The 22,286-nt window shown below is 73.1% G+C and carries 19 protein-coding genes; 12 read left to right on the top strand and 7 right to left on the bottom strand.

Annotation, left to right across the window (positions count from 1 at the left end; translation table 11 throughout):
- Nucleotides 1-14 precede the first annotated feature (14 nt).
- Nucleotides 15-827, bottom strand: a complete 813-nt coding sequence (locus ACZ4VF_RS06750) for a PaaX family transcriptional regulator (protein WP_467923546.1) — start codon at nt 825-827, stop codon at nt 15-17.
- A 15-nt stretch (nt 828-842) separates the two neighbouring features.
- Entirely contained in the window at nt 843-2,435 is a 1,593-nt protein-coding gene (locus ACZ4VF_RS06745; RefSeq protein ID WP_467923545.1) for an AMP-binding protein, read from the bottom strand.
- 217 nt (nt 2,436-2,652) lie between these two features.
- On the opposite strand from ACZ4VF_RS06745, the gene ACZ4VF_RS06740 reads away from it, so the two are divergent.
- The 3 genes from ACZ4VF_RS06740 (at nt 2,653) to ACZ4VF_RS06730 (ending at nt 4,740) form a co-directional block, all read left to right on the top strand.
- Nucleotides 2,653-3,783: an acyl-CoA dehydrogenase family protein gene (locus tag ACZ4VF_RS06740; RefSeq protein WP_467923544.1), complete on the top strand. Its 1,131-nt coding sequence runs from the start codon at nt 2,653-2,655 to the stop codon at nt 3,781-3,783.
- Nucleotides 3,780-4,178, top strand: coding sequence for a RidA family protein (locus tag ACZ4VF_RS06735; protein ID WP_467923543.1), 399 nt, complete (start codon nt 3,780-3,782; stop codon nt 4,176-4,178). Before ACZ4VF_RS06740 ends, ACZ4VF_RS06735 begins: the two co-directional genes overlap by 4 nt.
- A 136-nt stretch (nt 4,179-4,314) precedes the next feature.
- Nucleotides 4,315-4,740 (top strand): DUF6299 family protein, encoded by a 426-nt coding sequence (locus ACZ4VF_RS06730; protein ID WP_467923542.1) that lies wholly within the window; start codon nt 4,315-4,317, stop codon nt 4,738-4,740.
- On the opposite strand, the gene ACZ4VF_RS06725 is transcribed toward ACZ4VF_RS06730, so the two are convergent.
- Nucleotides 4,727-5,551, bottom strand: coding sequence for a GntR family transcriptional regulator (locus ACZ4VF_RS06725; protein ID WP_467923541.1), 825 nt, complete (start codon nt 5,549-5,551; stop codon nt 4,727-4,729). The genes ACZ4VF_RS06730 and ACZ4VF_RS06725 overlap by 14 nt on opposite strands.
- Nucleotides 5,552-5,853: 302 nt before the next feature.
- On the opposite strand from ACZ4VF_RS06725, the gene ACZ4VF_RS06720 reads away from it, so the two are divergent.
- The 9 genes from ACZ4VF_RS06720 (at nt 5,854) to ACZ4VF_RS06680 (ending at nt 15,833) form a co-directional block, all read left to right on the top strand.
- Nucleotides 5,854-7,131, top strand: a complete 1,278-nt coding sequence (locus ACZ4VF_RS06720) for an extracellular solute-binding protein (protein ID WP_467923540.1) — start codon at nt 5,854-5,856, stop codon at nt 7,129-7,131.
- Nucleotides 7,132-7,209: 78 nt separating this feature from the next.
- Nucleotides 7,210-8,208 carry a carbohydrate ABC transporter permease gene (locus tag ACZ4VF_RS06715; RefSeq protein ID WP_467923539.1) on the top strand — a complete coding sequence of 333 codons (999 nt, stop codon included), beginning with the start codon at nt 7,210-7,212 and terminating at the stop codon, nt 8,206-8,208.
- On the top strand, nt 8,205-9,035 hold the full coding sequence (locus tag ACZ4VF_RS06710; protein ID WP_467923538.1) for a carbohydrate ABC transporter permease: 831 nt from the start codon (nt 8,205-8,207) through the stop codon (nt 9,033-9,035). The genes ACZ4VF_RS06715 and ACZ4VF_RS06710 overlap by 4 nt, the downstream gene beginning before the upstream one ends.
- Before the next feature lie 8 nt (nt 9,036-9,043).
- Nucleotides 9,044-10,555, top strand: coding sequence for a glycoside hydrolase family 3 protein (locus ACZ4VF_RS06705; protein WP_467923537.1), 1,512 nt, complete (start codon nt 9,044-9,046; stop codon nt 10,553-10,555).
- Between the two features lie 104 nt (nt 10,556-10,659).
- On the top strand, nt 10,660-11,691 hold the full coding sequence (locus tag ACZ4VF_RS06700) for a phytanoyl-CoA dioxygenase family protein (RefSeq protein ID WP_467923536.1): 1,032 nt from the start codon (nt 10,660-10,662) through the stop codon (nt 11,689-11,691).
- Nucleotides 11,688-12,977 (top strand): DUF6271 family protein, encoded by a 1,290-nt coding sequence (locus tag ACZ4VF_RS06695; RefSeq protein ID WP_467923535.1) that lies wholly within the window; start codon nt 11,688-11,690, stop codon nt 12,975-12,977. Before ACZ4VF_RS06700 ends, ACZ4VF_RS06695 begins: the two co-directional genes overlap by 4 nt.
- On the top strand, nt 12,944-14,152 hold the full coding sequence (locus ACZ4VF_RS06690) for a type III PLP-dependent enzyme domain-containing protein (RefSeq protein WP_467923789.1): 1,209 nt from the start codon (nt 12,944-12,946) through the stop codon (nt 14,150-14,152). Before ACZ4VF_RS06695 ends, ACZ4VF_RS06690 begins: the two co-directional genes overlap by 34 nt.
- Nucleotides 14,149-14,664, top strand: a complete 516-nt coding sequence (locus ACZ4VF_RS06685) for a GNAT family N-acetyltransferase (RefSeq protein WP_467923534.1) — start codon at nt 14,149-14,151, stop codon at nt 14,662-14,664. The genes ACZ4VF_RS06690 and ACZ4VF_RS06685 overlap by 4 nt, the downstream gene beginning before the upstream one ends.
- Nucleotides 14,664-15,833: an MFS transporter gene (locus ACZ4VF_RS06680; protein ID WP_467923533.1), complete on the top strand. Its 1,170-nt coding sequence runs from the start codon at nt 14,664-14,666 to the stop codon at nt 15,831-15,833. The genes ACZ4VF_RS06685 and ACZ4VF_RS06680 overlap by 1 nt, the downstream gene beginning before the upstream one ends.
- Before the next feature lie 15 nt (nt 15,834-15,848).
- Here ACZ4VF_RS06680 and sbnA read toward each other — a convergent pair whose 3' ends face one another.
- From sbnA to ACZ4VF_RS06660, 4 genes are read right to left on the bottom strand one after another with little or no spacing between them, the layout of a single operon-like run.
- Nucleotides 15,849-16,871: a 2,3-diaminopropionate biosynthesis protein SbnA gene (sbnA, locus tag ACZ4VF_RS06675; RefSeq protein WP_467923532.1), complete on the bottom strand. Its 1,023-nt coding sequence runs from the start codon at nt 16,869-16,871 to the stop codon at nt 15,849-15,851.
- A gap of 36 nt (nt 16,872-16,907) precedes the next feature.
- A complete protein-coding gene (gene sbnB, locus ACZ4VF_RS06670) occupies nt 16,908-17,978 on the bottom strand; it encodes a 2,3-diaminopropionate biosynthesis protein SbnB (RefSeq protein WP_467923531.1) in 1,071 nt (356 codons plus the stop codon).
- Nucleotides 17,975-18,979, bottom strand: coding sequence for a TauD/TfdA family dioxygenase (locus ACZ4VF_RS06665; RefSeq protein WP_467923530.1), 1,005 nt, complete (start codon nt 18,977-18,979; stop codon nt 17,975-17,977). The genes sbnB and ACZ4VF_RS06665 overlap by 4 nt, the downstream gene beginning before the upstream one ends.
- 44 nt (nt 18,980-19,023) lie before the next feature.
- Complete coding sequence (locus tag ACZ4VF_RS06660) at nt 19,024-22,275, bottom strand: non-ribosomal peptide synthetase (protein ID WP_467923529.1); 3,252 nt, start codon at nt 22,273-22,275, stop codon at nt 19,024-19,026.
- Nucleotides 22,276-22,286: the final 11 nt, after the last annotated feature.

The following is a 22,286-nucleotide window of genomic DNA, read 5'->3' as shown; positions in this document are numbered from 1 at the left end:
GGTGGCCCGGGGGGTCACAGCCCCGCGAACCGGGCGCCCGCGTCCCGCAGCCGCTCGTGCAGCCCCCGGAAGACCTCCGCCGAACGGACACCGGGCCAGCCGGTGGGCAGGAGGCCGGTGGGCAGGCCGGGGTCGGTGTAGGGGAGGTGGCGCCAGGAATCGAGGGCGAGGAGGTAGTCGTGGTAGGCCTCCTCGGGCGGGGTGTCGGCGCGCTGCTCCCAGGCGCGCAGGACCGGCGCGTGCGCGTCCAGGAAGCGCTCGTGCTCCTTGGCGATCGCGGCCAGGTCCCACCAGCGGGCCACCGCCTCGGCCGTGGCCGCGAAGCCCAGGTGCTCGCCGCGGAAGAAGTCGACGTACGGGTCGAGGCGCAGCCGGCGCAGGGTGTGCTCCGCCTCCTCGTACAACCGGGCCGGGGCGATCCACACCCCCGGGGCCGCCGTGCCGAAGCCCAGGCCGGCCAGCCGGGAACGCAGCACGTGCCGCTTCTGCCGCTCCGACTCGGGGACCGAGAACACCGCGAGCACCCACCCCTCGTCGGCCACCGGTGTGCCCGCGTAGATGCGCCGGTCGCCGTCGTCCAGCAACTGCCGCGCCTCGGCGGAGAGTTCGTACCCGGCGGCGCCCGACTCCGTGCGGGCCGGCAGCAGCAGCCCGCGCCGTTTGAGCCGGGACACCGAGGAACGCACGGAGGGCGCGTCCACCCCGACCGCGGCCAGGAGCCGGATCAGCTCGGCGACGGGCACCGGGCCGGGCATGAAGCGGCCGTACGCCCCGTAGAGCGTGACGATGAGGGACCTGGGGGCGTGTTGCTCGGACACGTTGATCATTTTAGGTCGTCGGCATCACTGCTGGTCGCCTTCGGTGCGCAGCCGGAACCGCTGGAGCTTGCCGGTGGCGGTGCGGGGCAGCGCGTCGAGGAAGACGAACGAGCGCGGGCACTTGTACGGGGCCAGCTCACGGGTGAGGAACGCGCGCAGCGCCTCCGGGTCGGGCCGGGCCCCGGCGCGCAGCACCGTGTAGGCCACCGCGATCTGGCCGCGGATCTCGTCGGGGCGGCCGACGACCGCCGTCTCGGCGACGTCCGGGTGGCGCAGCAGCGCCTCCTCCACCTCCGGGCCGGCGATGTTGTACCCGGCGGAGATGATCATGTCGTCGGCGCGGGCCACATAGCGGAAGTACCCGTCGGGGTCACGGACGTAGGTGTCGCCGGTGATGTTCCAGCCGCCCCGGACGTACTCCCGCTGCCGCGGGTCGCCGAGGTAGCGGCAGCCGACCGGGCCGCGTACGGCGAGCAGGCCGGGCTCGCCGTCGGGCACCGGCCTGCCGTCGGCGTCCTGGATCCGGGCCTGCCAGCCCGGCACCGGCAGGCCCGTGCTTCCGGGGCGTATCCGGGCGTCGGACGCGGAGATGAAGATGTGCAGCAGCTCGGTCGCGCCGATGCCGTTGATGATGCCGAGGCCGGTGCGGTCGTGCCAGGCCCGCCAGGTGGCTTCGGGCAGGTTCTCGCCGGCCGACACGCAGCGTCTGAGGGAGGAGACGTCGTACCCGTCCAGGTCGTCCAGCATGGCGCGGTAGGCGGTGGGCGCGGTGAACAGGACCGAGACGCGGTGCTCGGCGATGGCGGGGAGCAGCCGGCGGGGGCCCGCGTGTTCGAGGAGGAGCGTGCTGGCCCCGGCCCGCAGCGGGAAGATCACCAGCCCGCCCAGGCCGAAGGTGAAGCCGAGCGGGGGACTGCCGGTGAACACGTCGTCCTCATGGGGGCGCAACACATGCCGTGAGAAGGTGTCGGCTGTTGCGAGCACATCCCGGTGGAAGTGCATGCAGCCTTTCGGGCGGCCCGTGGTGCCGGAGGTGAACGCGATCAGGGCGACGTCGTCGGACGCGGTGTCCACCGCCGGGTAGGGGCCGGCGGGGACCGGGCGGCGCAGGAGGTCGTCGGGGGTGTCACCGCCGTACGTGGTGATGCGCAGCCCGGGTATCGCCGCCTTCGCCAGGTCGTCCACCGCCCGGATGTCGCACAGCGCGTGTCCCACCCGGGCGATCTCGCACAGGGTCACCAGTTCGTGCGGGCGCTGCTGGGCGAGCACGGTGACCGCGACCGCTCCCGCCTTCAGCACCGCCAGCCAGCACGCGGCGAGCCAGGGGGTGGTGGGGCCGCGCAGCAGCACCCGGTTGCCCGGGACCACGCCCAGGGAGCCGGTGAGCACGTGCGCTATCCGGTCGACCCGGGCGCGCAGTTCGCCGTACGTCCAGACGGCGCCGTCCGGGGTCCGGAACGCCGGGCGGGCCGGATCGGCGTGGCCGAGGAGCTCGGCGGCGCAGTTGAGCCGATCGGGGTACCGCAGCTCCGGCAGGTCGAACCGCAGCTCGGGCCACTCGTGGGGCGGGGGGAGATGGTCGCGCGCGAACGTGTCCACGTGGGCCGAGAGATGCATGGCGGTCCGCCCCCTTGCCGTGACAGAGGTCCGGGACGTCCGGGACGTCCGGGACGGACATCCGAACGGGCTTCCTGGTGGGCTCGCGCTCCCCCAGAGGGGGCGCCCCCAGCGTATCGTGTTGATGACGGCAGTCAACTGCGCGCGATAACGTCGGGGGTGGGTAGGGAAGGCAGGGGGACCCGTCCCGGAGGCGCCCCCGGAGGGAGGACCGGCTGTGTCCGCATTCTCACTCGGACCGGAGCAGACCGCCTGGTGCGCCGAGCTGCGCGAGCTGGCCGCCGCACGCCTGCGCCCGCTCGCCGACCGCGGCGAACCCGGCCGCGTCAACCGGCCGCTCCTCGTCGAACTCGGCCGACTGGGCCTGCTCGCCCGGCTGTTCGGCTCCGGCGCGCTGGACCTGTGCCTGATGCGGGAGTCCCTGGCCCAGGTCTGCACCGAGGCCGAGACCGCCCTCGCCCTGCAGGGCCTGGGCGCCCACCCGGTGCACGCCCACGGCACCCCGGCGCAACGCGGGCGCTGGCTGCCCCGGGTCGCCGACGGCAGCGCGGTCGCCGCCTTCGCGCTCAGCGAGCCCGGCGCCGGGTCGGACGCGGCGGCGCTGTCCCTCGCCGCCGAGCCCGACGGCGACGGCTGGCGGCTCACCGGCGCCAAGTGCTGGATCTCCAACGCCCCGGAGGCCGACTTCTACACCGTCTTCGCCCGCACCACCCCCGGCGCCGGCGCCCGCGGAGTGACCGCCTTCCTGGTCCCCGCCGACCGGCCCGGACTCACCGGCGGCCCGCTGGAGATGATCTCGCCGCACCCCATCGGCACCCTCGACTTCGACGCCGTGCCCGTCGGCCCCGCCGACCTGCTCGGCGAGCCCAGCCGCGGCTTCGCCGTCGCCATGGGCACCCTCAACCTCTTCCGTCCCAGCGTCGGCGCCTTCGCGGTCGGCATGGCGCAGGCCGCGCTGGACGCCACCGTCGGCCACACCCGCGACCGCGAGGCCTTCCACGGCCGCCTGATGGACCTCCAGGCGGTGTCCCACCAGGTCGCCGAGATGGCCCTGCGCACCGAGGCGGCCCGGCTCATGGTCTACGCGGCGGCCGCGGCCCACGACGCCGGAGCCGCCGACGTCCCCCGGCGCGCCGCGATGGCCAAGCTGCTCGCCACCGAGACCGCGCAGTACGTCGTCGACACCGCCGTCCAGCTGCACGGGGCCCGCGCCCTGCGCCGCGGCCACCTCCTCGAACACCTCTACCGCGAGGTGCGCGCGCCCCGTATCTACGAGGGCGCCAGCGAGGTCCAGCGGAGCATCATCGCCAAGGAGCTGTACGCCGCCGCCCAGAAGGAGGACCGGTGACGACCGAGCGCGTCAATCCGCCCGAGCTGTCCCCGCCCACGGGTTTCTCGCACGCCGTCGTCGCGGCCGGTTCCCGCGTGGTGTTCCTCGCGGGCCAGACCGCCCTGGACACCGACGGCGAGATCACCGGCGAGACCCTGCCCGAGCAGTTCGAGAAGGCCCTCGGCAACCTCCTCGCCGCCCTGCGCGCGGCCGGCGGCACCCCCGCGGACCTCGCCCGGGTCACCGTCTACGCCACCGACGTCGCCGCGTACCGCGCCCACGCACCGCGACTGGGCCGGATCTGGCGTGAGTCGGCCGGCCGCGACTACCCCGCGATGGCCGTCGTGGAGGTCGTACGGCTGTGGGACGAGCGGGCGCTGGTGGAGCTGGACGGGTTCGCCGTACTGCCCTGACCCGCCGCCGCACCCGCCGTGACCTGGCCCGTTCGGTTTCATGACGCGCCACCGATGGGGTGACGGTCACGCCCGCCGGCCCGGCCGCCCGGTACCAGTGGAGACCCTCGAACCCCTGGAACCGGGAGGTACCCCCATGTCCCTGCGCCCCGTCGTCGCCTCGGCCCTCGGCGCCGCGGCCCTGCTGTGCGCCGCCGTCGCCCCGGCCTGCGCCGACCCCACCGAACTGGTCACCGTCGACCCGGTCGGCCGGATCGCGCCGGACGGCACGGTGACGCTCTCCGGCACCTACCGCTGCACCGCCGGCAGCGGACCGGTGTTCGTCGGCTCCTCGCTCAGCCAGGGCGACGCCCGCTTCAAGCACGGCATCGGCGGCGGCGCCGCCCGCTGTGACGGCACCGAGCACCGCTGGGAGAACTCCGGCAAGGTCTCGGGGGAGGCGGTGAGGGCGGGGGCGGCGCACGTGGAGGCCACCCTCACCGAGCTGCGCCCCTCGGGCTTCATCCTGCTGCCCGCCTTCCACGCGGTGAGCAACCAGGACATCACGCTCACGCAGGGGTGACGCCGAGCCCGTCCCGGTCCGGCGGGGCCGCTCTCCGCCGGACCACCGTGCCGCCCGGACGGCGCAGGGCGGCCACGAACTTGTAGCGGGAGCCCCGGTACACCGAGCGGACCCACTCCACCGGGGAGCCCTGCGCGTCCCGTGAGTGCCGGGACAGCAGCAGCATCGGCAGGCCCACGTCGGTGGCGAGCAACTGGGCCTCGCGCGGGGTCGACAGCGAGGTCTCGATGGTCTCGTCGGCCTCGGCGAGATGGACGCCGTACACCTCGGCGAGCGCCGTGTAGAGCGAGGGGTAGACGGCGAGGGAGCGGCGCAGGCCGGGGAAGCGCCGTACGGACAGATGGGTCGTCTCGATCGCCATGGGGTCGCCGCTGGCCAGCCGCAGCCGCTCGATGCGCAGCACCTTCTCGCCGATCCCGATGCCGAGCAGGCCCGCCAGTTTCTCGTCGGCGGGCACCTCCCCGATGTCCAGTACCTGCGAGGCCGGGGTGAGGCCCTGGGCGCGCATGTCCTCGGTGTGCGAGGTGAGCTGGAGGGTGCGGTACAGCTTGGGCTGGGCGACGAAGGTGCCCTTGCCCTGGATCCGGTCGAGCCGGCCCTCGCCGACGAGTTCCTGGAGCGCCTGCCGGACGGTGGTCCGCGAGGTGTCGAACCGGACGGCGAGCAGACGTTCCGCCGGCATGGCCGAACCGGGCTGCAGTGCCTCGGCCATGCCGAGCAGCTGCTGTTTGATCCGGTAGTACTTCGGCACGCGCGCGGTGCGCCCGGGCGTCCCCCTGTGCGGCTGGGCGCTGCTGACGTCGGTGGTCATGCCTGCCTTCCCGGCTGTGTCGATGGGCTCCCGTTATAGCGACCAACTCCCTTATGGTCTAGTCCAACTGAACGGTCCGGGCGAAAGGGACGGAATGCGGACGGACGCGCTCCGGTGACTTTCTCGTAACGGCCGCGACCGGCTTCCCGAACCACCCTTGACACTCCAAAAGGTCTAGGCCAAGCTCCACCGTACTGGTCTACACCATTAGTGGCCAGGTCCCGAGCCCTACGTGCAACAGCGTCGTACGCAGGTCACCGCCGAGGGCGTGGGGGGTTAGTGGCATCCCTGAGGAGGGTGGCGTGAAGCGCAAGCTTGCGGCCGCGATCGTGATCGCGGGCATGATGGTCTCCGTGTCGGCGTGCGGCGGGGACGACGACGACAGCGGCAAGGACGCGGGGCCGGACAGCTTCAAGGGCCAGACCCTGACGGTCTGGGCGATGGACGGCTCCACGCCGGACCAGTGGGTCAAGGACGTCACGGCCGCCTTCGAGAAGAAGACGGGCGCGAAGCTGAAGTTCGAGACGCAGAAGTGGGACGGGATCCAGCAGAAGATCACCACCGCCCTCTCCGAGTCCACCCCGCCGGACGTGCTGGAGGTCGGCAACACCCAGACCCCGGCCTACGCGGCCACCGGCGGTCTCGCCGACCTGGGCGACCTGAAGCAGGAGATCGGCGCCGACTGGACGCCGTCGGTCTCGCAGTCGTCCGTCTACGACGGCAAGCAGTACGCCGCGCCCTGGTACTTCACCAGCCGCGTGGTCATCTACAACAAGAAGATCTGGGCCAAGGCCGGTATCAAGGACACCCCGAAGACCCGGGACGAGTTCTTCAAGGACCTGGAGACCATCGGCAAGAAGACCGACGCCGAGCCGCTCTACCTGCCCGGCCAGAACTGGTACTTCTTCGACGGCCTGACCATCGGGCAGGGCGCCGACCTGGTGAAGAAGCAGGGCGACAAGTACGTCTCCAACCTCGGTGACCCCAAGGTCGGCAAGGCCATGGAGATCTACAAGAAGTACGCCTCCTACTCCAAGGCCCCCAAGGACAAGGACGAGGCCACCCCGCAGCAGGCCGAGGTCTTCGCCAAGGGCAAGACCGGCGCGTTCATCGGCATGGGCTGGGAGGCCGGCACCGCCGTCACCGCCAACAAGGCCATCGAGAAGGACCTCGGCTACTTCCCCATCCCCGGCGAGACCGCGGCCAAGCCCGAGAGCGTCTTCCTCGGCGGCTCCAACCTCGCCGTCGCCCAGGGCAGCAAGAAGCAGGCCCTGGCCAAGGAGTTCCTCAAGATCGCCCTGTCCGACCAGTACGAGGGCGAACTCGCCAAGCTCAACGGCGTCATCCCGAACAAGAAGTCCCTGGAGACCAACCTCAAGGGCAACGTCGTCGCCGAGGCCATCGCCCCGGGTGCCGCGGTCGGCGGCACCACCCCGCTGATCCCCGAGTGGGGCGCGGTGGAGAACACCCCCAACCCGATCAAGTCGTACATGACGGCCGTGCTGAACGGCAAGTCCCCGGCGGACGCCGCCCAGCAGGTCGAGGACGAGATCAACAAGCGCCTGGCCCAGCAGAACTGATGACCGCGCCGGGGGCGCCACGCTCGCGCCCCCGGCTCACCTGTGTCGTCCGTACGGCCACGGAAGAGATGGCAACTCATGTCAGTGCAGACCGAAGGCACGGACACGGCCGGGGAGCCCGCTGTCCGCAAGGCCCGGGTGCCGGCCCCGCCGCGCGGTGACAGCCGTGACCCCGGCGCCCCGTCCCGGCGCCGCGCCGCCACCCCCTACCTGCTCCTGCTGCCCGCGCTGCTGGCCACCGTGGTGCTGCTCGGCTGGCCCCTGGTCAAGAACGGCATGCTGTCGTTCCAGAACCTCAACCCGCGCCAGCTCATCCAGCACCTCACCGAGTGGAACGGCGTCGACAACTACCAGGAGGTGCTCAGCGGCGGCGACTTCTGGCGCGTCGTCGAGCGCTCCGTCCTCTTCACCGCCGCCAACGTCGTACTGATCATGACGATCGGCACGCTGACCGGGCTGCTGCTGGCCCGTCTCGGCAGGAAGATGCGGCTGCTGCTCATGGTGGGGCTCGTCCTCGCCTGGGCCATGCCGGTGATCGCGGCCACCACCGTCTACCAGTGGCTGTTCGCCCAGCGCTTCGGCGTCGTCAACTGGGTGCTGGACAAGCTCGGCTGGCACTCGATGGCCGACCACAACTGGCTGGAGACCCAGTTCTCCACCTTCGCCGTGGTCACCCTGCTGATCGTCTGGCAGTCCATACCCTTCGTGGCGATCAACCTCTACGCGGCCACCACCACGATCCCCCGGGAGCTGTACGAGGCCGCCTCCCTGGACGGCGCCGGCGCCTGGAAGGGCTTCACCTCGGTGACCCTGCCGTTCCTGCGGCCGTTCCTGTACGCCACGACGTTCCTCGAAGTCATCTGGGTGTTCAAGGCGTTCGCGCAGATCTTCGCGATGAACGAGGGCGGCCCGGACCACCTCACCGAGACCCTGCCGATCTACGCCTACGTCGAGGGCGTCGGCAACCAGCACTTCGGGCTCGGCGCGGCGATCTCCTTCCTGACCATCCTGGTCCTGCTCGCCATCACCTCGTACTACCTGCGCATGGTGCTCAAGCAAGAGGAGGACGAGCTGTGAAGCGCTCGCTCTTCGGCCGTATCTGGCCCAACGCGACCGCCGTCGTCCTCTTCGTCGGCTTCGTGTTCCCCGTCTACTGGATGTTCGCCACGGCCTTCAAGCCGACCGGCGACATCATCGCCGACGACCCGGTGTGGTTCCCCACGGACGCCACCCTCGCGCACTTCAAGAAGGCCGTCGACGCCGACCACTTCTGGACCCTGGTCCTCAACTCCGTCACCGTCACGGCCCTGTCGGTGCTCTTCTCCCTCGTCATCGCCCTGTTCGCGGCCTTCGCCCTCGCGCGGATGCGGTTCAAGGGGCGGCGCGGACTCATCGTGACGTTCATGCTGGCGCAGATGGCCCCCTGGGAGGTCATGATCATCGCCATCTACATGATCGTCCGCGACAACGACATGCTGGACAGCCTGGTCCCGCTCACCGTCTTCTACACGATGATGGTGCTCCCGCTGACCATCCTGACCCTGCGCGGCTACGTCGCCGCCGTGCCCAAGGAGCTGGAGGAGTCGGCGATGGTCGACGGGTGCACCCGCGTCCAGGCCTTCGTCAAGGTGATCTTCCCGCTGCTCGCGCCCGGTCTGATGGCGACCTCGCTGTTCGGCTTCATCACCGCCTGGAACGAGTTCCCGCTCGTCCTGATCCTCAACAAGGACGTGGAGAAGCAGACCCTGCCGCTGTGGCTGTCCCAGTTCCAGACCGCCTTCGGCGACGACTGGGGCGCCACCATGGCCGCCTCGTCCCTGTTCGCGCTGCCCATCCTGATCCTCTTCATCTTCCTGCAACGCAAGGCTGTCAGCGGTCTGACCGACGGCGCCGTGAAGGGATGACGCCCCCGATGACCACCATCGCCACCACCGCGTCCGGCAGCGGTTCGGCCGCGGGCGACACCCTGGCCCGGGACGCCCTCGCGGTGCTGCAACCGGGGTTCGACGGCACCACCGCGCCCGACTGGGTGCGCCGCCGCCTCGGCGAGGGCCTCGCCTCCGTCGCCCTGTTCGGCCGCAACGTCGTCAGCGAGGACCAGGTCACCGCGCTCACCGCGCAGCTGCGCGCCGAACGCGAGGACCTGCTGGTCGCCATCGACGAGGAGAGCGGCGACGTCACCCGCCTCGACGTGCGCACCGGCTCCTCCTTCCCCGGCAACCACGCCCTCGGCGCCGTCGACGACCCCGGTCTCACCCGGGCCGTCTCCCGTGAACTGGGCCGGCGCCTGGCCGCCTGCGGCGTCACCTTCGACTGGGCGCCCTCCGCCGACGTCAACGCCAATCCGGACAACCCCGTCATCGGCGTCCGCTCCTTCGGCGCGAGCCCCGACCTGGTCGCCCGGCACACCGCCGCCTGGGTCGAGGGCCTGCAGTCCACCGGCGTCGCCGCCTGCACCAAGCACTTCCCCGGCCACGGCGACACCAACGTCGACTCCCACCACGCCGTACCCCGTATCGACGTCGACGCCGACACCCTCTACCAGCGCGAACTGCCCCCGTTCCGCGCGGCGATCGCCGCCGGCACCCGGGCGATCATGAGCGCGCACATCCTCGTCCCGGCCCTCGACCCCGACCGCCCCGGCACCCTGTCCGGGCGCGTCCTCACCGAGCTGCTGCGCGGCGAGCTCGGCTACCAGGGCCTGATCGTCACCGACGGCATGGAGATGCGCGCGATCTCCGGCACCTACGGGCTGGAGCACGGCGTGGTCCTCGCGATCGCGGCCGGCGCCGACGCCATCTGCGTGGGCGGCGGGCTGTGCGACGAGGGCACCGTGCTGAAGCTCCGCGACGCGCTCGTGGCCGCCGTGCGCTCCGGGGAACTGCCCGAGGAACGGCTCGCCGACGCGGCGGCCCGGGTGCGTGACCTGGCCGCCTGGACCGCCGCGGCCCGCGGTGACGCGGAGCGGACCCCGGCCGACCCGGAGATCGGCCTGGTCGCGGCCCGCCGCGCGCTGACCGTGACCCGGGCGGGCGCCGCCGCACCGGTCACCGGGCCGGTCTACGTCGCCCAGTTCAACCCCGCCCCGAACATCGCCGTCGGCGACCAGACCCCCTGGGGCGTCGCCGCCGAGCTGGAGCGGCTGCTGCCCGGCAGCGCCTCCGGCTCCTTCACCGGCGAGGGCGCCGGCGACGCCGTACTCGCCGCGGCCGGCGGACGCCGGATCGTCGCCGTGGTCCGCGACGAGCACCGGCACGACTGGATGCGCTCCGCGCTCACCGCCCTGCTCGCCGCCCGGCCCGACACCGTCGTGGTCGAGATGGGCCTGCCGCAGGCCCCGCCGCGCGGCGCCCTGCACATCGCCACCTACGGCGCCGCCCGCGTCTGCGGGGTGGCGGCGGCCGAGGCCGTCGTCGCGGGCTGACCCCACGGGGTTCACCGGCCGCCCGCGAGCGCGGGCGGCCCGCTCGATCGTGCTCTTCTCCCGGATCTCAACCGCACCCCGTGTTCCAGTTCCAGAGGAATCGCATGCAGACGCCCCACCCCCACCTGCACCGCGCGGCGACCGGCCGCCCCTACTTCAGCGCCGACGGCGAGACCTACCTCGCCCCCACCCCCCTGCGCGACCTCGTGAAGACCCAGCCGCTCAGGGTCCTCTCCGAAGCGGACTTCGCCTTCTGGCAGACGTACGGCTACGTCGTCGTACGCGAGGCCGTCACCCCCGGCGAGGCCAAGGCCCTGCTGGACTTCGCCTGGGAGTTCCAGGGGCTCGACCCCGACCGCCCCGACAGCTGGTACGAGGAGCCGGAGTTCCGCTCCGAACTCGACCGCCACCTGTACATCTACGGCTTCGTCGAGGCTTACCACCACCAGCTGCTGTGGGACAGCCGGCAGAACCAGCGCGTCCACGACGCCTTCGTGGACGTCTGGGACAGCCCCGAACTGTGGGTCACCCTCGACCGCCTCAACCTCAACCCGCCGAACGTCCGCACCCGTTCCCGCTCCCTGATCGAACCCACCGACGAGGGCTTCGACATCGAACTGCACTGGGACGTCGACACCACCCTCGCCGTGCTGCCGCAGCGCGTCCAGGGCATCATCGCGCTCACCGACACCCGCCCCGAACTCGGCGGCTTCCAGTGCGCGCCCGAGCTCTTCCGCCGCTTCGAGCAGTGGCGCCTCGCCCAGCCGCCCGGCCGCGACCCGGTCCGGCCCGCCGTCGACCGAGCCGAGTTCCCGGTGATCCGCCCCGACCTCCAGGCCGGCGACCTGCTGATCTTCAACGGACTGCTCGCCCACGGCGTGGCGCCCAACCTCTCCGACAACGCTGTCCGAGCGGTCCAGTACCTGTCGATGATGCCCGCACTGGAGGAGCACACGGCCCTGCGCGACTCCCGCGTGGACTCCTGGCGCACCCTCGCCACCCCCGACTGGAACGCCACCCTCCTCGGCGACGCCCGCACGCCCGAAGCCCTCCGCTACGGCCCCGCCGAACTGAACGACCTGGGGCGCAGGCTGCTCGGCCTCGACTCCTGGACCGCCGCGGACGGTGCCCGGTGAACCGCGTCTGCCTCGCCCTGCCCACCAACCGGGCCTGCTCCGCCACCATCACCGCCCTGCACGCCGAAGCCGCCTACGCCGCACGGCACTTCGGCGCCGACGTCCAGCTGCTGATCCTGGACTCCGCCGACGCCGCCGCCCGCGCCGGACACACCCGTACGGTCGCCGCCCTGCCGTTACACCGGGGCGTGACCGTCCACCACCTCGACGAGGACGCCCAGCGGGACTTCCTGCGCGGGGCGGTGCGCAGGGCCGGCCCGCCCGACCCCGAGCGCCTGCTGCGCCTCATGCTCCCGCCCGCCGTCTCCTACGGCGCCTGCACCAACCGCGCCTTCCTGCTGGCCGCCGCCCTCGGCTGCGACTCGGTACACCGCCGCGACTCCGACAGCACCTACCAACTCCACGCCGGGCAACCGGTGTTCCCCGTCCACCACGAGCTGCCCTGGCTGGGCCGCCCCGCCGCGGAGGCCTCGGCCGCCGTCACCCGCACCGACCTCGCCCCCGCACTGGCCCACCGGCCGGTCTCCCTCGCCGGAGCCTCCTTCATCGGCGAACTCTCCGTGGACGTCGGGGAGATACGGCGCCTGGACGAGACCGTCTACCACGACGTGGTCGGCCTCTGGGCCCCCGCCGACTGGCCGCAGGACCGCAGGCGCGCCCTGGCCGAGGAGTCCTTCACAGGCGCGGGCACCGCCCCCTTCACCGGGGACCACTCGACCCTCACCGTGGTCGACCCCCTGCGCGTCGACATGTGCAACATCGCCTTCGACCGCGCGGTGTACGAAACGGTCCCGCTCCCGCCCGCCACCGACACCATCGGCAGCGACTACTTCCTCCTCCACCTCGTCCACGACGCGGGCCTGCCCGGCATCCTCCACAACCGCCACATCGAGAACTTCCACACCCCCGAACGCCGCACCGACACCGGCTTCCCCGCCTACCAGCGGCGGTTCGTGAAGTTCCTGCTGTCGATGCCGTACTTCCACCACGTCTACGGCCGGATGGCCGCCGAGGGCGCCGGGCTGCTGGACCCCCGGCAGCGGGTCCGGCCCGACCGGATCGTGGAGTTCCTCCGGGAGAGCACGGGCCTGGACCGCGCGGAGAACATCTGGCGTCTGGACCGGGTCGACACGGCGTACCGCAAACTCGGCGGCCGGTACGCGGCGTTCGCGGAGCGACTCGTGCCGGAAAGAGCGGAGCTGCTGGACCAGGCGGAGAGGGACATCGAGGACTTCGCCCACCTGACCGAGTCCTGGCCGGCACTCGTCGAGGCGGCCCGGCCGTGAGCGCCCCGGAGGGGCGGAACACCGACCGCATCGTCTACGACCTCACCGGCATAGAGCGCCAGTACGACACCCTGCTCGGCGAACTGCCCGGAATCCGCGTCCGCTTCGCCCTCAAGGCCTGCCCCGTGGACGAGGTCCTGCGCTGCCTGGCGGAGCGCGGCGCCGGCTTCGACGCGGCCAGCCCCGCCGAGATCGCCCAGGCCCTGCGGGCCGGTGCGCACCCCCACCACGTCCACTACGGCAACACCGTCAAGTCGGACCAGGACATCGCCGAGGCCCACCGCCTCGGTGTGCGCACGTTCGCCACCGACAGCGTCGAGGACGTCACCGCCATCGCCGCGCACGCGCCCCGCGCCCGGGTGTTCTGCCGGCTCGCCACCAGCGGGGAGGGCGCCCTGTGGGGCCTGAACCGCAAGTTCGGCTGCGCGCCGGACGACGCCGTCCGGGTGCTGGACGCGGCCCGTGCGGCCGGCCTCGTCCCGGCGGGCCTGTCCGTGCACGTCGGCTCGCAGCAGATGACCGGCGAGGCCTGGCAGCAGGCCCTCGACACGCTCGCCGGGACGCTGACGGCGCTGGCCGGGCGGGGGATCGTCGTCGACCACGTGAACCTCGGCGGCGGGCTGCCCGCCCTCGGTTACCAGGACCGGCACGGCATCCCCCTGGAACCGCCCCTCGACAAGATCTTCACCGTGCTCCGCGAGGGCATGGAACGCCTGGGCGCGCAGGCCGCGGCGCCGCTCGACTTCGTGCTGGAGCCGGGGCGTCACCTGGTCGCCGACCACGGGGTGATCCGCGCCCGTGTGGTGCGGCTGACCGAACGGGCGCAGCCGGACGGCGGACGGGCCCGCTGGCTGTACCTGAGCGTGGGGAAGTTCAACGGCCTGTACGAAATGGACCAGGTGACCCACCCGCTGGTCTTCCCCGGCCGGGAGAGCGAGGAGCACGTCCCCGCCGTCGTCGCCGGCCCCACCTGCGACAGCGACGACGCCTACGGCGGCGGCCGGTACCCGGTGCGGGTGCCCCGGTCCGTCCGCTCCGGCGACCCGGTGCGGATCCTCTCCGCCGGTGCCTACGCCGCCAGTTACGCGACCCAGGGATTCAACGGCATCCACCCGCTGCCGTGCGTGTGCACGCGTGACGGCGGAGGACGCCCGGGAAGGACAGCACTGACATGACAGGCCTCATACGGGGCATCACCGAGGCCGACTGGCCCCAGGTCGCGGCCCTGGAGGCCGGGGCGTACGCGGACACCCCGCTGACCGAGGGGGAGGCCGGCCTGCGCTCCCGGGCCTCGGCGGGCACCAGCTTCGTCCTGGACCTCGACGGCCGCATCGCGGGCTACGTCCTCGCCCTGCCCTACCGGCGGTTCCACTGTCCCGACCCGGCCCGCCAGGACGAGCCCGTCCACCACGCCACCGGCCACGCCACCAACCTCCACCTGCACGACCTGGTCGTCAGCGCGCCCCTGCGGCGCCGGGGCCTGGGCACCCGCCTGGCCCGGCACCTCCGGGACGTGGCCCGCTCCCGAGGTTTCGCGACCCTGTCGCTGGTCGCGCTCGCCGGCCGGGAGCCCTTCTGGCGGGCCAACGGCTACCGCCCCCACCCCGACGCGCGGGTGCCGGCCGGGTACGGCAGCGGCGCGGTGTACATGTCGGCGCCGGTCGCCGCCCCGCGGAGGGCGAGCTGATGCCCGCACCCTCCTACCGGCGCGGCAAGTGGTCGATCGCCGCGCTGTTCTGCTTCCTCGGCCTCCAGTACGGCACCTGGGTCTCCCGGCTGCCCGCGTTGAAGACCCGGCTGGACCTGGGCGCCGGCGAGGTCGGCCTGCTGCTGATGGCCTGCGGGGCGGGAGCGGCGGCCTCCTTCCCGCTGGTCGCCGCCCTGATGCGGCGCCTCGGCTCCCGGCTGCTGTCCCTCGCCTCCGCCGCCGCCCTGATCGCCGTGCTGGCCGCGCTGTCCGTCGTCCCCGACTACCCGCTGGCGCTGCTCGCGGTGTGCGCCGACGGCATCGCCGTCGGCTGCCTCAACGTCGCCATGAACGCGCAGGGCGCCGCGCTGGAGAGCCTCCACGGGCGTACGGCCATGGCACAGCTGCACGCCACCTTCAGCGGCGGGCTGCTCGCCGCCGCCCTGCTGGCGTCCGGCGTCACCACCCTGACCGGGTCCGTCCCCGTCCACTTCGCCGCCGCCGGCGCCCTGTTGCTGCTCCTGCTCGCCGGCGCCCGCCCCGGTCTGCTCCCGCGCGAGGAGCCGGACCCGGCCGGCGAGGGCGGACCGACGCGGCACGGCCGGCGCGGCCTGCCCTCCGCGACGACCCTCCTGCTGGGCTGTGCGATGGTCTTCGGCACGATCACCGAGGGCGCCATGAACGACTGGTCGACGCTGTACCTGAAGGAGGTCGTCAAGGCGTCGGCGACCGTCGCCCCCCTCGGTATCGCCGTCGTCTCCGTGATGATGCTGCTGGCCCGGCTGTGCGCGGACCGCTGGCGGACCCGCTGGGGTGACGGGCGGGTGGTGCGCGCCGGCAGCGCGGTGGCCGCCGTCGGCCTGGCCCTCGCCCTGCTCGCCGGGGGAGCGGTCCCCACGCTGCTCGGCTTCGCCTGCGTCGGCCTCGGCGCGGCAGCCGTCACCCCGTGCGTGTACGTGGCCGCGGCCGGCCGTGGCCCGGACGCGCTGGCGCTGGTCGCCGCGACGGGTACCACGGGCCTGCTGGCCGGGCCCGCCCTGATCGGCTTCGTGGCCGGGGCGGCCGGTCTGACCGCGGGCATGGCCACGGTGGCGGCCTCGGCCCTGGTCGTCACGGCGACCGCGTTCCGCATCCCGTGGCGGGCCCGTACCCCGCAGCCGGCCGGGTGAGTCCGGCCGGCGCCGTCACGGACTGCGGCGGTGCCCCTGGCCGCGGGACGCGGAGTCCTGCTGCCACGGGCTGTCCGCCTCGGCCGAGTCCAGCAGGTTCTCGCCGTAGAGGTCCTGCAGCCAGTTGGTCTGGTAGATGGTGTCGAGGTAGCGCTCGCCGAGGTCGGGGGCGATGGCCACCGCCGTGAGGCCGCGGGTGCCGTGCCGGGACAGCCAGTCCGTCGCGGCGCTGACCACCGTGCCCGTGGAACCGCCGAACAGGAAGCCGTGGCGGGCCATGCGGTGACAGGTGCGGATGGTGTCCGCCTCCTCCACCCGGACCACCTCGTCCACGTACGACTCGTCGAGCAGCGGGGGACGCATGCTCATGCCCAGGCCGGGGATCATCCGGCGGCCGGGCGTGCCGCCGAAGGCGACCGAGCCCATGCTGTCCACGGCGACGATCCGCACCGGCCGCCGCCACTCGCGGAAGTAGCGGGCGCAGCCCATCAGCGTGCCGGCGGTTCCGGTCCCGACGAACAGCACGTCCAGGCGCGGGAACTGACCGGCGATCTCCGGAGCGGTCGTACGGAAGTGGGCCCGCCAGTTGCCCGCGTTGGTGTACTGGCTCAGCCACACGTACCGGTCGTCGGACGCGCACAGCGCGCGGACGTACTCCAGCCGCGTGCCGAGGAAACCCCCGTTGGCGTCCAGGTCGGTCACCACGTGCACATGGCTGCCCAGGGCCTCCATCAGCAGCTTGGTCGACAGGTTGCACCGGGAGTCCGTCACGCACAGGAACCGGTAGCCCTTGCTGGCCGCGATCATGCTGAGGGCGACGCCGAGATTGCCGGACGAGGACTCCACGAGGATGGAGTCCCGCGTCAGGCTGCCGTCCCGTTCGGCGCTCTCGACCATCTCGTTCGCGGCCTTCAACTTGATGGAGCCGGCGAAGTTGAAGCCCTCGCACTTGAGGTAGAGGCGCTGTCCGAAGACCGGCTCCAGATCGACGAAGAGGCTTCCCTCGTTGAAGGCGTGGGGAGCGGAGATGACGGGCACGGCAGCCTCCTGGTGCCAGGACTGAGGACAACGGCCTCAGCCGTACCGGCGCAGGTCGTGGAAGAAGTCGTCGATGAGGCGGAGTTCTCCCGCCCGGGCCACTCGGTCGTAGACGTACTTGCCGACGGCCAGGTCGAGGACGCCGAGGCCGAAGGGGGAGAAGATCACCGGCTGGTCGTGCGGCGGGGCGGCCCGGCCGAGCATCACGTCGCAGAGGGTGCCGTTGAGGAAGTCGCGGCTTCCGGTGCGCTGCTCGACCAGGTGCGGGGAGGTGTCCGCCTGGAGGCAGTGGTCGACGTCGTCCACGAAGTTGGCCGCGCCGAGCAGGATCTCGGGGGCGAGGTCGCGCAGCGACACGTGCAGCACGAGGGGGTTGTGCTCGAACCAGCTCGGGGCCGTGACGTGCGGCCGGCCGGCGATGGTGGCGAAGACCACCAGGTCGCTGGAGCGGATCAGGTCCTCGGCGCTGTCGTGGACGGTGACCTGCCCGGTGGCACCGGCCTGGCGCAGGTAGCCGCGGAAGCCGTCGGTGCTGTCGGCGGACAGGTCGTGCAGGCCGATCGTGTCGAAGGTCCAGCCGGTGCCGGCGAGGAAGGTGTGGATGTACCGGGCGATCAGGCCCGTCCCGAAGAACCCGACCCGGCGGGGGCGGGTCCGGGTGCGGCTGAGCCAGTCGGCGGCCAGCGCGGCGGAGGCCGCCGTCCTGGTCGCGCTGATGACGGAACTCTCCAGGCAGGCGAAGGGGTACCCGGTGTCGTGGTCGTTGAGGATCAGCACGGCGGAGGCCCGGGGGAGGCCGGCGCGCACGTTGTCCGGGAAGCTGGAGATCCACTTCAGTCCGTCCACCCGCGTGGTGCCGCCGAGGGAGGCGGGAAGCGCGATGATCCGCGAGGACGGCCGGTCGGTGAAGCGCAGGAAGTACGAGGGCGGGTTCACCGAGTCCCCGGCGCCGTGCAGCCGGTAGGTGGCCTCGACCAGTTCCACCAGTTCCCTCTCCCGCCCGCCGAGCGCCTGCCGCACCTGCTTGCCGGAGATCACGGCGAAGGTGGGCGGCGAGACGGGGCCGGGCGTGGCCGGCTCGGGGCTGGGCGACAGCAGTTCGGTCATCGCCCGCTCGCCTCCCCCGCCGGGCAGGAGTCGGCCGGACGCCGCGGCTCGGCCAGGCCGACCAGGATCCGCCGCTCGCCGGTGAAGGGCTCCCTGCTGTGCGCGGTGCCGATGTTGTCCACCAGCATCAGGTCACCGGCCTGCCAGGGTTCGCGCCGGGTGTGCTCCTCGTAGACGGTGTTGATCCGCTGGACGACCTCCTCCGGGATCGGACTTCCGTCGCCGTACCGGGTGTTGAACGGCAGCGCGTCGGCGCCGTACTCGTCCACCAGGTACTCGCGCACCTCCGGGGCGAGCGTCCACTCGTTGAGGAAGGCGATCTGGTTGAACCAGCACCGCCGGCCGGTGAGCGGGTGCCGTACGACGGCGCAGCGGCGCTGCTCGGTGTGCAGGGAGCCGTCGTCCTGCCAGCGGACGTCGATGGCGTTCGCGCGGCAGTAGCGCTCGATCGCGTCCCGGTCGTCGGTGCCGAAGGACTCCGCCAGGGACGCCCCGATCTCGTCGTTGTAGGTGCGGGTCAGCAGCCAGCCCTCCCGCTCGAAGCGTTCCGTCAGCTCGGCGGGCAGGGCGTCGAGGACCGCGGTGGCGTCGGCCACCGCCGTCGCCCCGCCGTCCTCGGGCGCGGTCAGGCACGCCAGCAGCAGCAGACCGGGCACCTGGAGCGGGTAGCTCAGCTCGTGGTGCATGCACATCGGCTGGTTGGCCGGCCAGGGCGTGGAGGAGTACAGCCCCGCTCCGTGCGCCTCCCGGGGGGCGAACGCCTCGCGCTCCGGCAGGAGTTCACCGGCCAGCCGGGCGAAGACGGCACCGACCTGGTCCGCGTCCTTCAGACCGAGGCCGCGCACGAGCAGCGCCCCGTGCTCGGTGACCTGCGCCCGCAGGGCCTCGCGGTACTCGGCCGCCCACGCCGCCGCGTCCTGCGGCGGATCGACGCGCAGCATCGCCGGCCGGTCCGGCCGCAGCTCCACGTCGAGCGGTGCTGCCAGGGATGAGGACGGCATCTCGGGGTTCCTTTCGGTCGCCGTGTCGGTGGTTCGTACGGACCTCAGGTGGAGGCCAGGGGGACGGCCGCGGTCAGCACGGCCCGCGCCGCCTCGGCCGGACGGGTGCGCAGGAAGTAGTGGCCCCCGTCGGCGAGTTCGTGGAGATCGACGTGTTCGGCCAGGAGCAGCCAGTCGCGGTGGCGGTCGGCGTGGCCCGCCGTGTGCGGGTCGTCGGCGGCGACGACCACCGTGACCGGCACGGACAGCCGTACCGGCGGCGGGGAGTGCAGGGCCGCCGCGAAGTAGCGGTGTGCGGACACGCAGTCGTGCCGGTAGGCGGCACCGATGTGCTCGGCGTGCCGCCCGTTGAGTTCGGCGAGCTCCGTGTAGCCGCTGTCCTCGGTGAGCCGCGCCGCGATCTCCGCGTCGCTCCGGCCGGTCAGCTCGGCGACGGCGGCATCGCGCTCGGCGGCGGTGCCGAGGAGCTGCGCGCCGAGGAACACCCGCGTCACCCGCACGCCCCGCTCCTGGAGGCGGCGGGCCGTCTCCAGGGCCGGCGCGGTGCCCGAGGAGTGGCCCCAGAGCATGACCCGGCTCAGGCCGCGCGCGCCGGCCTCGGCGGCGACCTGGGCGGCCACCTCCTCGATCGACGCGAACGGCTCCCGGTGGGCCGCCAGGTCGTGACCGGGCAGGTCCACCGCGAGGACCGCCAGGCCGCTGCCCGCCAGGGCCGCCGCCATCGGCCGGTAGTTCACCGCGTTGCCGCCCGCGTAGGGGAAGCACACCAGCGCGCACTCCGCCGCACCGCCCGCCTCCGACAGGGGCTGGAGCAGCTCCGGGCGCCGCCGGGCCGCGCCGTCGAGGAGGGCGGCCAGGTCGGCGAGGACCGGGTGCCGGGTGATGTCCTTCAGCGAGACGGCCCGGTCCAGCGCGATGCTCAGCTTGACCGCCGTCAGCGAGGTGCCGCCCGAGTCGAAGAAGTGGTCCGTGCGGCCGATCCGGTGCTCGGGCACGCCCAGCAGCTCCGCCCAGGCCGCCGCCAGCCGCCGCTCGGCCGGGCTGAGCGCCTCGCGGTGCCCGCCCTCCGCCTCGGCGTCCGGCGCCGCCCGGACGGCCTCGGCGGTCAGCGCCTTGCGGTCGGTCTTGCCGTTGGCGGTCAGCGGGAGGCTCTCGCGCCAGTGGAAGGCGGCCGGGACCATGTAGGCGGGCAGCGCCGCCGCGAGCGCCTCGCGCAGCACCTCCGGTTCGTGCCGCCGCCCGGTGTGGAAGGCGATCAGCTGTGCGCTCCCGCCCCGCTCGGCCACGACCACGGCACCGTCGCGCACCCCGTCCACCCGCAGCAGGGTGTTCTCGATCTCGCCTATCTCGATCCGGAAGCCGCGGATCTTCACCTGGCTGTCCCGGCGGCCGAGGAACTCCAGCTTCCCGCCGGGGTGCCAGCGGCCCCAGTCACCACCCAGGTAGAGCCGCTCCCCGGGCCGGTACGGGTCCGTCCGGTAGGCCTCCCGGGTCCGCTCGGGATCGTTGACGTACCCCCGGCCCACACACACTCCGGAGAACGCGATCAGCCCCGGGGCGCCCAGCGGCACCAGGGACAGCTGCTCGTCCACGACGTAGACGCGCACGTTGTTCACCGCACGCCCCAGCAGGACCCGGTCGGGCACGCCGTCCAGGACCTCGTGGTTGGTGTCGTCGGAGGTCTCGGTCAGCCCGTAGGCGTTCAGCAGCCGGATGTCCGGCTGGAGCGCGAACCAGCGCTGGACCAGCTCCCGTTTCAGCGCCTCACCGGTCACCGACACCCACCGCAGGTCCGGCAGGGCACGCGGGTGCCGTTCCAGGTACGACACCACCACCTCCAGGTAGGAGGGCACGAGCTGGGTCACCGTGACCCGCCCGCGCACCAGCGTGTCCAGGAACCGCTCCACGTCCACGACCACGTCCTGGCCGACCAGCAGGGTCCGCCCGCCCACCAGCAGCGCGGACACCAGCTGCCAGAGCGAGATGTCGAAGCACTGCGGGGCCGTCTGCGCCACCACGGAGCCCTCGCCGACGCCCAGGTCGTCGATCTTGGCGTGGAGGTGGTTGAGCAGGCCCGCGTGCTCGCACATCGCCCCCTTCGGCTCGCCGGTCGAGCCGGAGGTGAAGTAGATGTAGGCCAGCTGCCCGGCGTCGACCCGCACCCCGGGGTCACCGTCGTCGTGCGGTTCCGCGTACGCCGTCTCGACCAGCAGCTTCTCGGTGCCCGGTACGGCGGCCAGCGCCTCGTCCAGGGTCCGGGTGCTGCCGGACTCGGTGAGGACCAGCCGGCACCCGGACCGCGACAATGTTGCCTGGATGCGGCCGGCCGGGAAGTGCGGTTCGATCGGCAGGTACACCCCGCCCGCCTTGAACACCGCCAGCGTCGCCGCCAGCCAGTCGAGGTTGCGCTCGGTGACGACGGCGACCACGTCCTCCCGGCCCAGCCCCCGGGCCAGCAGGGCCCGGGCCAGCCGGTTGGCGCGCGCGTTCAGCTCCGCGTACGTCCACTCCCGCTCGCCGTGCACCGCGGCCACCGCCTGCGGCCGCTCCCGGACCCGCTGCTCGAACAGCTCGTGCGCGCGGGCGTCCGGCAGCGGCCGGAGGGGACCGGCCAGCCCCTCCAGCTGCTCGCGCACCTCCTCGGCCGACAGCAGACTCTGCTGCGCGTGCCCGGCGTCCGGATCGGCCGCCAGCAGCCGCAGCGCCCTCAGGTGGTAGCCGCCGATCCGCTCCGCGCTCCCGGCGTCCAGCACGTCCGTGCGGTACCGCAGGCGCAGCAGCAGCCGTCCGCCCCGCTCGCACCAGCGCACGTGCAGCGCACCGTCCCCGGCGTGCGGCTCCTCGGCGTCCATGGGCCCGAACACGACCTGGTACGACGGCTCGTCCACCCCCAGCTCGCGGGCCAGCTCCGCCACCGGGAACTCCCGGTGGGCCAGCACCGCCGCCTCGGCGCGCTCGGCGGCCGACACCAGCGCACGCCAGGAGCCCGGGGGCACGGTCAGGCGGCAGGGCAGCGGCTCACCGCGCACCCCCGCGGCATACCCCGTCACCACTTCCGGCTCGCCGGACAGCGCGGACAGCACCTTGGCGTGCGCCGCGAGCAGCACCGCGCTGAGCGGCAGCCCCGACCGGCGCACCAGTCTGCGTGCCTGGGCCGCCACCTCGTCCGGGACCGCGGTCTCCTGCTCGGCCGCTCCGGGGACCGGCTCGCCCGTCCACCGGGGCACGGCGGTGCCGCCGCCGGCGGTCAGCTCCCGGCTCCAGAACTCCCGGTCCGTCTCCACGCGCGTGTCCATCGGAAGGCCTT

Source organism: Streptomyces sp. NPDC029151 (assembly GCF_055564315.1).
Note: the sequence above shows the minus strand (reverse complement) of the source record. Positions and strands in the feature narration are given on the sequence as shown.